Origin of the sequence: Acinetobacter sp. 16 (assembly GCF_033439925.1) — a bacterium.
Lineage (GTDB): Bacteria > Pseudomonadota > Gammaproteobacteria > Pseudomonadales > Moraxellaceae > Acinetobacter > Acinetobacter junii.
Genome location: NZ_CP137747.1, coordinates 45,805 through 59,150 on the forward strand (window position 1 = coordinate 45,805; position 13,346 = coordinate 59,150).

Annotated in this window: 15 protein-coding genes; 8 read left to right on the forward strand and 7 right to left on the reverse strand. The window is 41.3% G+C overall.

Translation table 11 applies throughout. The features are described 5' to 3' along the window. Positions 1–82: 82 nt before the first annotated feature. The gene (locus R2H34_RS16875; RefSeq protein ID WP_318342597.1) at positions 83–673 is read right to left on the reverse strand and encodes a M48 family metallopeptidase; all 591 of its coding nucleotides are present in this window, start codon (positions 671–673) and stop codon (positions 83–85) included. 38 nt (positions 674–711) lie between these two features. After that, the gene (locus R2H34_RS16880) at positions 712–1,680 is read right to left on the reverse strand and encodes an IS30 family transposase (RefSeq protein WP_014538385.1); all 969 of its coding nucleotides are present in this window, start codon (positions 1,678–1,680) and stop codon (positions 712–714) included. Between the two features lie 580 nt (positions 1,681–2,260). Here R2H34_RS16880 and R2H34_RS16885 point away from each other — a divergent pair. The 3 genes from R2H34_RS16885 to R2H34_RS16895 are packed head-to-tail and all read left to right on the forward strand — an operon-like array spanning position 2,261 to position 3,536. Next, complete coding sequence (locus R2H34_RS16885; RefSeq protein WP_240016399.1) at positions 2,261–2,653, forward strand: hypothetical protein; 393 nt, start codon at positions 2,261–2,263, stop codon at positions 2,651–2,653. Positions 2,654–2,680: 27 nt separating this feature from the next. Continuing rightward, on the forward strand, positions 2,681–3,139 hold the full coding sequence (locus R2H34_RS16890; protein ID WP_151685881.1) for a hypothetical protein: 459 nt from the start codon (positions 2,681–2,683) through the stop codon (positions 3,137–3,139). A gap of 4 nt (positions 3,140–3,143) precedes the next feature. Further along, positions 3,144–3,536 carry a hypothetical protein gene (locus tag R2H34_RS16895; RefSeq protein ID WP_151685883.1) on the forward strand — a complete coding sequence of 131 codons (393 nt, stop codon included), beginning with the start codon at positions 3,144–3,146 and terminating at the stop codon, positions 3,534–3,536. A 638-nt stretch (positions 3,537–4,174) separates the two neighbouring features. On the opposite strand, the gene R2H34_RS16900 is transcribed toward R2H34_RS16895, so the two are convergent. The 5 genes from R2H34_RS16900 to intI1 all read right to left on the reverse strand — a co-directional run bounded on the left by R2H34_RS16900 (position 4,175) and on the right by intI1 (position 10,064). Then, complete coding sequence (locus R2H34_RS16900; RefSeq protein WP_151685891.1) at positions 4,175–4,627, reverse strand: hypothetical protein; 453 nt, start codon at positions 4,625–4,627, stop codon at positions 4,175–4,177. A 492-nt stretch (positions 4,628–5,119) separates the two neighbouring features. Beyond that, positions 5,120–5,452 carry an H-NS family nucleoid-associated regulatory protein gene (locus R2H34_RS16905; RefSeq protein ID WP_240016396.1) on the reverse strand — a complete coding sequence of 111 codons (333 nt, stop codon included), beginning with the start codon at positions 5,450–5,452 and terminating at the stop codon, positions 5,120–5,122. A 42-nt stretch (positions 5,453–5,494) separates the two neighbouring features. Continuing rightward, complete coding sequence (locus R2H34_RS16910; RefSeq protein WP_240016412.1) at positions 5,495–7,207, reverse strand: hypothetical protein; 1,713 nt, start codon at positions 7,205–7,207, stop codon at positions 5,495–5,497. A 102-nt stretch (positions 7,208–7,309) separates the two neighbouring features. Next, positions 7,310–7,948 carry a hypothetical protein gene (locus tag R2H34_RS16915; RefSeq protein WP_240016394.1) on the reverse strand — a complete coding sequence of 213 codons (639 nt, stop codon included), beginning with the start codon at positions 7,946–7,948 and terminating at the stop codon, positions 7,310–7,312. A gap of 1,102 nt (positions 7,949–9,050) precedes the next feature. After that, entirely contained in the window at positions 9,051–10,064 is a 1,014-nt protein-coding gene (gene intI1 / locus R2H34_RS16920) for a class 1 integron integrase IntI1 (RefSeq protein ID WP_000845054.1), read from the reverse strand. Between the two features lie 160 nt (positions 10,065–10,224). On the opposite strand from intI1, the gene aac(6')-Ib reads away from it, so the two are divergent. The 5 genes from aac(6')-Ib (at position 10,225) to sul1 (ending at position 13,324) form a co-directional block, all read left to right on the forward strand. After that, positions 10,225–10,779 (forward strand): AAC(6')-Ib family aminoglycoside 6'-N-acetyltransferase, encoded by a 555-nt coding sequence (gene aac(6')-Ib / locus R2H34_RS16925; protein WP_126123880.1) that lies wholly within the window; start codon positions 10,225–10,227, stop codon positions 10,777–10,779. 81 nt (positions 10,780–10,860) lie between these two features. Further along, positions 10,861–11,688 carry an oxacillin-hydrolyzing class D beta-lactamase OXA-2 gene (locus tag R2H34_RS16930; RefSeq protein ID WP_001007673.1) on the forward strand — a complete coding sequence of 276 codons (828 nt, stop codon included), beginning with the start codon at positions 10,861–10,863 and terminating at the stop codon, positions 11,686–11,688. A 60-nt stretch (positions 11,689–11,748) separates the two neighbouring features. After that, positions 11,749–12,039 (forward strand): DUF1010 domain-containing protein, encoded by a 291-nt coding sequence (locus R2H34_RS16935; protein WP_000470556.1) that lies wholly within the window; start codon positions 11,749–11,751, stop codon positions 12,037–12,039. Between the two features lie 104 nt (positions 12,040–12,143). Next, positions 12,144–12,491 carry a quaternary ammonium compound efflux SMR transporter QacE delta 1 gene (locus tag R2H34_RS16940; RefSeq protein ID WP_000679427.1) on the forward strand — a complete coding sequence of 116 codons (348 nt, stop codon included), beginning with the start codon at positions 12,144–12,146 and terminating at the stop codon, positions 12,489–12,491. Continuing rightward, on the forward strand, positions 12,485–13,324 hold the full coding sequence (sul1, locus tag R2H34_RS16945) for a sulfonamide-resistant dihydropteroate synthase Sul1 (protein WP_000259031.1): 840 nt from the start codon (positions 12,485–12,487) through the stop codon (positions 13,322–13,324). The genes R2H34_RS16940 and sul1 overlap by 7 nt, the downstream gene beginning before the upstream one ends. Positions 13,325–13,346: the final 22 nt, after the last annotated feature.

The following is a 13,346-nucleotide window of genomic DNA, read 5'->3' on the forward strand; positions in this document are numbered from 1 at the left end:
TTCAAAGTTTTAAATTTGTCTTTATTGTTTTTATTTAAAGTAAGGCAACCCACATGATTTGTGAGTTGCTGAATCTTGTACTTTATTTGTATTTATGTTCAAGATAAAAAGGCATGAATTTTGGTGCAGCCAATGCAAGTGCTTTCATACGTTCAGCAGGTATAGGGTGTGTACTTAAAAGCCCTGAAAGTTTGTTATTAGATCCTTTTTGCAATTCCCCCATTTTAGCCCACAAACTAATCGCTGCGTTTGGGTTATAACCTGCTTTGGCTGCTATTTGTAAACCCAAAAGATCTGCCTCACTTTCCTGATGACGACTAAAAGGTAGTGATAGGCCTAATTTCGACACGTAATAGGTTATGGTTTGCGCATCACCGCCAATTTGACCTAGAGCCAGATTCGTCACCAGATCCGTTGAAGCACGTTCTCGTCCATGTTCAAGTAAGGCGTGTGCAATTTCATGACCAATAATTGCAGCAAGTTCATCATCGGTAAGTTTAAGCGTAGTAATCATGCCCTCAAAAACCGCCATTTTGCCCTGCCCTGTGCAGAACGCATTCACCGTTGAGGTGTTAATGACGTGCATTTCCCACGTCCAGTCTTTAGTAGCAGGTTTAATAGTTTCAACTTGTGCAGTAATGCGCTGTGCAATAGTGAGGACTCTTTTGGTCATATCTGGTTTTCTATCCAGTACACCCTTACTTGGCGAATTCAAACATGAGGTGCGACAGTTTGAAAAGTCTTATGATAATCAACAAGCTGAGCAAATTTCTCTAATGGTGTAAGCCAATCTAACGCTTTTCTAGGACGAGTATTCAGTGACATGGCAACTTGATTTAAATAATGCTGATCTGCCTGATTTAAATCAATCCCTTTAGGTAAATATTGCCTAATTAAACCATTCATATTTTCGCATGTGCCTTTTTGCCAGGGTGAATGTGGGTCACAGAAATATACATCTATGCCTAAATCTTCTTCAAGTATTTTATGTTCTGCCATCTCGCGTCCACGGTCATAGGTCAACGTTTTACGCAGTTCTGCAGGTAAATATTTCAGAGCTTCAGTTAAAGCCTTGCGCACTGATTCTGCCTTTGCATCAGGTAATGTTGCCAAGATACAGAGCCGTGTATTTCGTTCAATAAGTGTTGCTATCGAACTTTTATTGTCTTTACCTTTAATTAAATCAGCTTCCCAATGACCCGGTATTTTTCTTTCTTGAACTTCGGCTGGGCGCTCATGAATAGTTTTAATATCCTGTAATATAGAATCTTTTTTAGGTTCACCGTTAGCTTTTCGCTTTTTATTTTCATGACGTAGACAGGATAATAAGTCTTTTTTCAACTCACCCTTGGGTAATGCTCGTATCGTTGAATAAATCGTTGTATGGCTTACATTCATTGTTTGATCCAAATCAGGAAATGTCTTTAAACGCTTTGCTATTTGCTGAGGAGACCATAAACAACGGATCGCTTCAACAATAAATTTCCAGAGGATTGAATCGATTTTGAGTTTTCTGTGACCACGTCTACGTCTAGCAAAAGTGTTATCAGAAGCATATCGAGCTTGATAAACGTCATTGATGCTATTTCTTTTAAGCTCACGATAGATCGTACTAGGATGTCTTTTAATAAGTTCAGCAAATTTTCTGGCTGAAAAGCCTTCTTTTCTTGACTCAAGCATTAATGCAGTACGATCTTCAAAGTTAAGATGATGGTATGACAATTTTATATACTCCATAAACCCTTTAAATTAATTAGGTGGTTTATGTCGCACTTCAAGTTTTACTCTGCCCTTTTATAACCATTCATCAAATTTTGATAATTCTGGTTCGCCTGTGTGAAGTACTCACTGGAGGGAATCAGCATAAACTGCTTACGCTGTATGCCAGATAACTGAAAATTTGTTGTTGTCATGCAGCCTGATAAAAACATGCAAGATAAAGTGAGAACAAGTTTGTTCTTAAGGTATACCATTCGATCTTCCCTCTCTCTGTGGCTCAGCCATCAGTAATATTAGATTTATCATATTGGAATAAATGACACAGCATAAAGAGATTCATTCTCAAATGAAACACTCAGTCTGTAAAAAGTGCCATCTACTCAAAAAATATTTCTAAACTTATTATATGTTCTTTGTACACATTAGGGTTAATCAGTTTGTATGTTCTTTGAAACATCTTTAACAATTAAATATTATATGTTCATTGTACATATAATATTTAATATGTACAATGAACATAAGACGCAATGAGAACTGCTCTATGAAATTGAACGATCAGCTTGAACTTGATATTGCTACTGAAGAAATTCAAAAACGCCGAATTTATTTAGGGTATACGGTAGATATTTCTCATATTTATAAGTTTCGTATTGCAGTCAATTGGCATGGTGTTTTGATCAAAACCAATAAAGACCATCCAGACTACACTTCAATTCTTGAATGTGACAATGAGGAGGTTGCAGATCTGGTATTGAATGCTGTTAAAAGGGCAGTTAAGCGCAGAGCTTATATCGTTCCTGAATTTGATCCACTTGGTTCTTACGAGGTTCAAAAAATTAGGATTAGTTTGTGGATCAGTGCGGTCGAAAGATTGCTTGGTTACGAAAAATCTCAAGAGTTCAGAATTATAGACAGCAATTTTAAATTGCATTAAAAACTTCTACCAAAAGGAAAATGCACAATGAATATCATTGAACGTATGGGTGGCCATATTGAAGCTAACAGTCTTCTTAAAAACCCCTTAGCTAATAGAGCCACCGACTTTGACTTAAAACTAGGACGTTTCCTATGTCGCTTGGAACGTATCCAAACCAAAGCTTGGAGACATATAATTAATGCTGATGAAGAAGTCACAATCGATGATCCTGATCCAAAGGATCTCATCAACATTGGTGAGCTGTGTAAAGCATTGGTATCGCTTAATTCAAAGCCTATTAATGCCCCATGTATAATTTGGAATGAATTTGACAAGGCATTCATAAGCAGCATAGCAGCCAAAGGAAAAGCATTCTATTATACGATCAATATCGATGATGCAATGCGAACCACTGTAGATGAGGCTTTAGATATTATTCTGCACATGAATTGTAGAAGTGAAGTAAAATTGGCAATGCAAATACACCATCTACAAAGCGAGTAAATTTATGGCCATAACACGACCTGACTGGATAACTGACCAGATGTGGAATGCAATGTGTAATGCCAAAATGTCTCTCCCCTCATCCATCGATCAAGCGGATCTTAGCAAGCCTTTTGTCTACGACCGCAGTTATGGTGTTTTTTTCGTACCTAGTGGATCTCATCAGGTTGCCATGTCCTTATTATTGGCATGGAAAAACCAAGAGAAAAATGGTGTACGTGTGGCTGAGAAATTAGGCCTTTCCTATAGTGATGGGACGGCTGATTATTATCTGGAACATATTCAGGGTACAGCCTTTCTGTCTTCAGTCGGTAAACGGATCTGTGCAGGGAAAAAAAGTAATTTGAATGAACTTGAAAAGGAATACTTCGGGATCATCAACTATTTGTTTGATTAATCATTTCCAGATCACGCCAGAAAAATTGATGACTCCAGTTCCAAAATCAACAGCTCTACCTATATATATTAATACGGTACTTGGCATAGAAAAGAGATGCACAAAATGTCTATCTTATTTTCCTTTTGATAATGAATTTTTCTATAAGAATGGGTTTAGGGATGGCAAACAGCAATGGTCTTCTTTATGCAAGCCTTGCTATGTAGTTGAGTATCGTGCAACTCGCAGTAGAAATAAATAAGCAAATTTTAAAGAGTACAGGAGACCTTAAAATGCTTAATAATTTAAATAAAACGTTTTATCTACCCATAATGGTTGTGCCTGTTTTAATTGTCCACGTCATCACGGCCAGTAAACTCAATTCAGACATTTTATTATTAAACATTTCCTTTATGGTCTGTCTTTTTTGCATTCTAGCATTTAGTGTTTTCTCAAAATTTTTCTATGAAAATATCATGGAGGATGTTATTTCTGAGATTTCACCACAACAACGAATTATGAACACGGGTATCATACTTTATTTTGTATTAACCATTCTATTGTGCATAATATTTTTTGGTATCAATCATACTGCTTTATAAGTATCGACAAACAGAGTAATGATTAATTAAACATATAAATGAATAACAATATTGAATTCAAATTTTCATATCACAGATTTTATCCTGATCTTGGCCAACGATATGATCCATATTAGAGAATGTGATCCCTGATTTAGACTTTTTAAAGGTTAGATCCATATCTTCACGATAAGCCTTTTGAAACATGAAATATTGATACCCTTTTAGACTATGGCCAGTACATAGTCTATCTAATGCGACACTCGTATTGAACAGGAACGGATTTTCAGTATTCAGTTTCAGGTTATACACTGATTTAATATAATTATTCTGAATAATGCTTGGCACAGGCACTAAAAAATAAAAGGCAGCAATAGCGATCAATACAGGCGCATTAGCCGTGAAAAAGAAACGTTTACGCCTACCTACTGGAACAAAGCCAATCACCATATAAGTCGCTAGGCCTGCTGCCATATACGCCAATAGTAAGATAATGAACCAATCCATATACAGCATCGAAATGTAGTCCACGCCTATACCCTTTTAACATATTCATATATAAATCACTGAAGCTTTATCTGTAGCACGTCCACACTTTCAACAGCCCTACAACACCCTAATTATACTATATCGAGTTAAGCCTGCTACAAAATATTAATGTAAGCTAATAATTTATCTGATAAAATTTTCTAACAGTGAAAGAAAACATATATCGACAAATCAAAATAGCCTAAGCAGTTTTTACAGGTTTCAATAAAGACTCAACTCATTAAATACCTCCAGTACTTCCCTACCCTAAATTCCATTGTCGGGATTTCTACCGCCAATGGATCATACCATTAACGGACTAATTCCATAATCGGAAATAAGCGGACAGAAATGTGGCCAAAGATAAAAAGGGAAAAATACAGACAACAGAAAAAGGAAATCAGAGAATTAATATCATGAAAAATGACGAATAGATTTGCTTAGGCTATTTTGTCTCGCTTAAATGAAGTTGAGCTTCAATCAAGCGAGTGAATTTTAAATCAGAAAATCAGAAAGGTTTTTTCCATTAGCGAGTTCATTTACTAACCATTTCGGATGTTTACCTCGTCCTGTCCACGTCTCATCTGGATTTGTTTTATTACGATATTTTGGTTCGACAACTTTCTTAGGTTCTTTCTTAGAATTTTCTTGACCAAACTGGATCAACTCATCCAGTGACAATCCAACACCTTTAGCAATTTCTAAAAGTTGCTCATAAGCATTAATTTTTGTTTGAACTGCTTTTGAAGCTTTTAATTTTTCTGCCTCTTGGATCAGCTCACCTAATTCTACTTCGGAATAATTTTCTAAATCGAATTTACTGGTCATTAAAGTTACCCTTATTTTGATGTGTAAGTAATATAGTTGAAATTAGCAATTTGAATCAATGTAATTGATTATGTCCTCAATAATTTTTCTCATGGAATCTGGTTGGCGGAAGTTATTATCACTATACGATTTTATATCCTGTGAAATGACAGTTGAATAGACGAATAATGCAATAGAAGCAGACAGGACATAATTAAAATTTACTTTATCAAATTTATCAAAATTTACTTTTACATCTTCATTGCTAAATACCAAATTAAAAACTTGCTCAGTATGTTCAGCTGTAAATAATAGTTTATTATTAAACTTAGTAAATGCTTCGGAATATTTTAAAACAAGATTATCATATCCATCTTGTTCAACCGCTTCCAAAAGGAATTTTTTTCCTCCATTCATTGCTAATAGACTTAAGATATACTGAATCTTTTTAGCAATATTCTCTAAAGGATTAATGGCTCTTTGTAACGGCAAAGGATTTTTTCCAAGTGCAGTACTTACTCCAGATCTGGCAGCGTTCGCAATTTGTTCATCCCCTACAATTGTAGTCTGTTGCGTCTTTCCAGATAAACCCCACTGGTCATTAAATCCCTTTCGGCATACGCCTATGTAATTCGTTAATTTATTTTTTTTCTTTAAAGATTTGATATAGTCCTTAACTGCTTCGATAACAATCCTTAAATCTGAATCAGTATTATTCAAAACTTCACAGTTTGGCAAAATTTGCTTAATTAAGATTCTTTTTTCCTGAATTGGTATATCTTCATTTAGAATGATATGCCATTGTTTAGACTCAACCTCATTGGTGAGAGTTTTATACTTTTTTTCTAGTATTATCTTATCAATTTTTTTATAGCGTCCACGAATAAAGTCATATTCAATTGTATATGACATTAATTCATTTTCATTAAAATTACTGATAGCAGGCTTGATAGAATCACGAATTAAATATCTATCTTCTGGACGTTTCGCTTGCTTAGGATCTAGATAGCCTAGATATGCTTTAAAAGTCTCAAAATCAAGTTCGGTCTTATCACCCAATGATTCCAGTAGACAATAAAGTAAACTTTCATTCTTTCCTGCTTTTTTTCCAGATGCAGTTAAAGACAAAATATTTGTCCAAGAAAAGAGATGCGTGAGCTTCTGAACCGAAATCGTATCCTGAATAATTGAAGTAAAAAAAGATGGTAATGAATAAACCACTTCAATTTTAGATAGATTATTTCTAAGTGTACGGACTACTTCTTCATCGGTCTCAATCTCTGATTCATCCTCAATGTCTGAAAAGAATAAATTTGTAGAATGAGTCTGATCATTAGAAATCAAGGAAAAGTCATTAATAAAATTAAAGTGTGATGTAATAGAACGATAACCCTGCTTATTCAATAGATCGATCTTGATATTATTACCTTTCAGTCGCTCAAGGTAAGCAGATAAAGTTTTTAGACTTATCGTTGTAGATCCTGTTTTGAACAAAATTACATCTACAGGTATTCTAAAATTTATATTTGTCTCGGCACTCAATTGCAATTTTTGCTGCTTGATAATTTCACTAGCATGACTTAGCAAACATAACCAAATCTTGTGCTCTGCTACCGTGCAATGATGGGTAACATGAATAAGAGATACTGGTAAAGAAAATTCACTGGCCGTTTTAAACCCAAAAACATCAGGGTGATCAGCTGCTTCTGATACCTGTAGATCAGTTGTCATATCAGGAGCACAGCTCTCTGATCCTGATTCTAATAATGTTTCCATTACCATTCCGAAAAAATCATTTTTATCTTTATAACACAATTATATTGTGAGAAAAATAGACTTTTACTCACAATATAAAAAAAGACTTCATATTGAAGTCTTTTAGATGGCTTTTCCGAATGGTAAGCTCATAATATTGCTATACAAACTGCCCTTTTGATAATACTTCTCAAAGTACTGCGTGTAATTAAAACTATAAAAAACTTCAGTACCGACAGCGAAACTCACATACTCGCTGACTAGATTCGTTGAAAACAGCTTCAAAAATTTAAGCTCACGCTTGCTCGTCTTAGAGTGAATGACTTTACGATATTGTTCAACAGAAAATGAGGATGTAGCTAATTTCTGCATCTTCAACTCAAAATCAGATATTGTGATACCCAATCTGGTTGAAATCTCAGAAGCATTGACAGTATGTACAAGTCTAGAATCGAAAGAGTCCAAGACAGTGCTTCTTGCTTCCAAAGAGTACAAGTAATCGTTGATCATATTGAAAAATTCTTGGTCAGAAAGATCTATACGAAAATCGATGATGAAATGATCACGCCCACTTTCCAAGATAACCTTTTCTTGAAACTTAGGGTTTTGCTCACTCCAGTTCTTCGAGTCCTTTAAATTAAAAGGCAACTCTTTTTCAGGAAAATCTAATAGCGAAAGCTGAGTAGGTTTTTTTTCCACTTGATTCCAGTCTTTTTCCTCAACCACCCAATGGTGAGGGAAAATTGCCGTCATGGTTGTCATGTCTAAAGCTCACCTAATTAAGTTGGAGGAAACTCAATAATAATTTCATTACTAAGTCGTTATTAATAATAGAATATAATCTACTCCAACAAATATAACATAATTTTCGATATTCTTCTAATCATTTTTTAAATAAAAAAACTTTAAATCCAACAACTTACAACAGATATATATACTATTTCATTTATACACAAGTTTTATTTAAAACCTCACATAACTCTATTTAAAACCTCACAATATATAATAATTTATGATAATACAATTACTTAGCGTTAAGTCATTTTTCTATTTAAAACCTCACAATATGGATCTAAGATCTCACCAGTTCTATTTAAAACCTCACATAAAAATGCAAAAAGCAAATAAGATATTGTATTTTAAAAGAATATTTAAAACCTCACAAGATTTATCCAATATCTCACAACTTCTATTTAAAACCTCACAATACTATTTAACATCATGTTTCTAAAAGAAAAATTTCAGAACCTATTAAGTATTATTATTAGTTAATTATTTATATAAAATATACATAGATGTGACTGACCATTAAAGTCTCAAAAATGACATTAATGTTCTAAACTTTAACAATATAGTTGTAAACTCAAAGAGGAAGTTTGAATGAATATTACGAAAAAATCAGATTCAATACTTGTGGTATTTTTTAAGTTGTTTCTTTGTAGCAGTGCATTTGTTGCATGTATTTTATTTGGATTTTGGTTGAGTCCAATGCAAGTACCATCCCCAATAGTCATTTTTATATCACTTGCAATCACCGTTTTATTTACTTATTGGATATTTGGAATAGGTAAACTCAAACATAAGTAAATTTACAACTATTATGTCATAAATGGATTGGTTATCTAAACTCAAAGTTCATTGAGTTTAGAACTATAATGTAAATTTACTGAATCATACCTAATGTAAGTTATTGATTTTATGATTCATCAGTTTAAGTCTTTAATGTGCAAAGACATCAGGCAACGACGGGCTGCTGCCGGCCATCAGCGGACGCAGGGAGGACTTTCCGCAACCGGCCGTTCGATGCGGCACCGATGGCCTTCGCGCAGGGGTAGTGAATCCGCCAGGATTGACTTGCGCTGCCCTACCTCTCACTAGTGAGGGGCGGCAGCGCATCAAGCGGTGAGCGCACTCCGGCACCGCCAACTTTCAGCACATGCGTGTAAATCATCGTCGTAGAGACGTCGGAATGGCCGAGCAGATCCTGCACGGTTCGAATGTCGTAACCGCTGCGGAGCAAGGCCGTCGCGAACGAGTGGCGGAGGGTGTGCGGTGTGGCGGGCTTCGTGATGCCTGCTTGTTCTACGGCACGTTTGAAGGCGCGCTGAAAGGTCTGGTCATACATGTGATGGCGACGCACGACACCGCTCCGTGGATCGGTCGAATGCGTGTGCTGCGCAAAAACCCAGAACCACGGCCAGGAATGCCCGGCGCGCGGATACTTCCGCTCAAGGGCGTCGGGAAGCGCAACGCCGCTGCGGCCCTCGGCCTGGTCCTTCAGCCACCATGCCCGTGCACGCGACAGCTGCTCGCGCAGGCTGGGTGCCAAGCTCTCGGGTAACATCAAGGCCCGATCCTTGGAGCCCTTGCCCTCCCGCACGATGATCGTGCCGTGATCGAAATCCAGATCCTTGACCCGCAGTTGCAAACCCTCACTGATCCGCATGCCCGTTCCATACAGAAGCTGGGCGAACAAACGATGCTCGCCTTCCAGAAAACCGAGGATGCGAACCACTTCATCCGGGGTCAGCACCACCGGCAAGCGCCGCGACGGCCGAGGTCTTCCGATCTCCTGAAGCCAGGGCAGATCCGTGCACAGCACCTTGCCGTAGAAGAACAGCAAGGCCGCCAATGCCTGACGATGCGTGGAGACCGAAACCTTGCGCTCGTTCGCCAGCCAGGACAGAAATGCCTCGACTTCGCTGCTGCCCAAGGTTGCCGGGTGACGCACACCGTGGAAACGGATGAAGGCACGAACCCAGTTGACATAAGCCTGTTCGGTTCGTAAACTGTAATGCAAGTAGCGTATGCGCTCACGCAACTGGTCCAGAACCTTGACCGAACGCAGCGGTGGTAACGGCGCAGTGGCGGTTTTCATGGCTTGTTATGACTGTTTTTTTGTACAGTCTATGCCTCGGGCATCCAAGCAGCAAGCGCGTTACGCCGTGGGTCGATGTTTGATGTTATGGAGCAGCAACGATGTTACGCAGCAGGGCAGTCGCCCTAAAACAAAGTTAGACGGCAAGAGAGAAAATCCCATGACCAACAGCACCGATTCCGTCACACTGCGCCTCATGACTGAGCATGACCTTGCGATGCTCTATGAGTGGCTAAATCGATCTCATATCGTCGAGTGGTGGGGCGGAGAAGAAGCACGCCCGACACTTGCTGACGTACAGGAACAGTACTTGCCAAGCGTTTTAGCGCAAGAGTCCGTCACTCCATACATTGCAATGCTGAATGGAGAGCCGATTGGGTATGCCCAGTCGTACGTTGCTCTTGGAAGCGGGGACGGATGGTGGGAAGAAGAAACCGATCCAGGAGTACGCGGAATAGACCAGTCACTGGCGAATGCATCACAACTGGGCAAAGGCTTGGGAACCAAGCTGGTTCGAGCTCTGGTTGAGTTGCTGTTCAATGATCCCGAGGTCACCAAGATCCAAACGGACCCGTCGCCGAGCAACTTGCGAGCGATCCGATGCTACGAGAAAGCGGGGTTTGAGAGGCAAGGTACCGTAACCACCCCAGATGGTCCAGCCGTGTACATGGTTCAAACACGCCAGGCATTCGAGCGAACACGCAGTGTTGCCTAACCCTTCCATCGAGGGGGACGTCCAAGGGCTGGCGCCCTTGGCCGCCCCTCATGTCAAACGTTGGGCATTAAGGAAAAGTTAATGGCAATCCGAATCTTCGCGATACTTTTCTCCATTTTTTCTCTTGCCACTTTCGCGCATGCGCAAGAAGGCACGCTAGAACGTTCTGACTGGAGGAAGTTTTTCAGCGAATTTCAAGCCAAAGGCACGATAGTTGTGGCAGACGAACGCCAAGCGGATCGTGCCATGTTGGTTTTTGATCCTGTGCGATCGAAGAAACGCTACTCGCCTGCATCGACATTCAAGATACCTCATACACTTTTTGCACTTGATGCAGGCGCTGTTCGTGATGAGTTCCAGATTTTTCGATGGGACGGCGTTAACAGGGGCTTTGCAGGCCACAATCAAGACCAAGATTTGCGATCAGCAATGCGGAATTCTACTGTTTGGGTGTATGAGCTATTTGCAAAGGAAATTGGTGATGACAAAGCTCGGCGCTATTTGAAGAAAATCGACTATGGCAACGCCGATCCTTCGACAAGTAATGGCGATTACTGGATAGAAGGCAGCCTTGCAATCTCGGCGCAGGAGCAAATTGCATTTCTCAGGAAGCTCTATCGTAACGAGCTGCCCTTTCGGGTAGAACATCAGCGCTTGGTCAAGGATCTCATGATTGTGGAAGCCGGTCGCAACTGGATACTGCGTGCAAAGACGGGCTGGGAAGGCCGTATGGGTTGGTGGGTAGGATGGGTTGAGTGGCCGACTGGCTCCGTATTCTTCGCACTGAATATTGATACGCCAAACAGAATGGATGATCTTTTCAAGAGGGAGGCAATCGTGCGGGCAATCCTTCGCTCTATTGAAGCGTTACCGCCCAACCCGGCAGTCAACTCGGACGCTGCGCGATAAAACCGCGCAGCGCCGGTTACTTCAACGTTAGTACCACTGAAACCCTCCTTTATTTCGCCCATGTTTATTCAAACGGCATTCAGTTTCTCAAACGCTGTGCAGCGCTGGGTTTGCCGTTTCTCTGGGCTTCGCCTGGTGGCGTTACGCTGGTTTGTGGTCTTTTTGGCCTCTGGCCCTTGTGTAGCAAGCGCGAGCAGCTATTTTTTTCGTAGTGCTGTGCCGCCTCGGTGGCACCGTGCCTTTTCGCAGCTAGCGCCCGTCGCCAAGTTACGGTTATCCGTTTTGGCTTCTGGCTCTAACATTTCGGTCAAGCCGACCCGCATTCTGCGGTCGGCTTACCTCGCCCGTTAGATGCACTAAGCACATAATTGCTCACAGCCAAACTATCAGGTCAAGTCTGCTTTTATTATTTTTAAGCGTGCATAATAAGCCCTACACAAATTGGGAGATATATCATGAAAGGCTGGCTTTTTCTTGTTATCGCAATAGTTGGCGAAGTAATCGCAACATCCGCATTAAAATCTAGCGAGGGCTTTACTAAGCTTGCCCCTTCCGCCGTTGTCATAATCGGTTATGGCATCGCATTTTATTTTCTTTCTCTGGTTCTGAAATCCATCCCTGTCGGTGTTGCTTATGCAGTCTGGTCGGGACTCGGCGTCGTCATAATTACAGCCATTGCCTGGTTGCTTCATGGGCAAAAGCTTGATGCGTGGGGCTTTGTAGGTATGGGGCTCATAATTGCTGCCTTTTTGCTCGCCCGATCCCCATCGTGGAAGTCGCTGCGGAGGCCGACGCCATGGTGACGGTGTTCGGCATTCTGAATCTCACCGAGGACTCCTTCTTCGATGAGAGCCGGCGGCTAGACCCCGCCGGCGCTGTCACCGCGGCGATCGAAATGCTGCGAGTCGGATCAGACGTCGTGGATGTCGGACCGGCCGCCAGCCATCCGGACGCGAGGCCTGTATCGCCGGCCGATGAGATCAGACGTATTGCGCCGCTCTTAGACGCCCTGTCCGATCAGATGCACCGTGTTTCAATCGACAGCTTCCAACCGGAAACCCAGCGCTATGCGCTCAAGCGCGGCGTGGGCTACCTGAACGATATCCAAGGATTTCCTGACCCTGCGCTCTATCCCGATATTGCTGAGGCGGACTGCAGGCTGGTGGTTATGCACTCAGCGCAGCGGGATGGCATCGCCACCCGCACCGGTCACCTTCGACCCGAAGACGCGCTCGACGAGATTGTGCGGTTCTTCGAGGCGCGGGTTTCCGCCTTGCGACGGAGCGGGGTCGCTGCCGACCGGCTCATCCTCGATCCGGGGATGGGATTTTTCTTGAGCCCCGCACCGGAAACATCGCTGCACGTGCTGTCGAACCTTCAAAAGCTGAAGTCGGCGTTGGGGCTTCCGCTATTGGTCTCGGTGTCGCGGAAATCCTTCTTGGGCGCCACCGTTGGCCTTCCTGTAAAGGATCTGGGTCCAGCGAGCCTTGCGGCGGAACTTCACGCGATCGGCAATGGCGCTGACTACGTCCGCACCCACGCGCCTGGAGATCTGCGAAGCGCAATCACCTTCTCGGAAACCCTCGCGAAATTTCGCAGTCGCGACGCCAGAGACCGAGGGTTAGATCATGCCTAGCATTCACCTTCCGGCCGCCCGC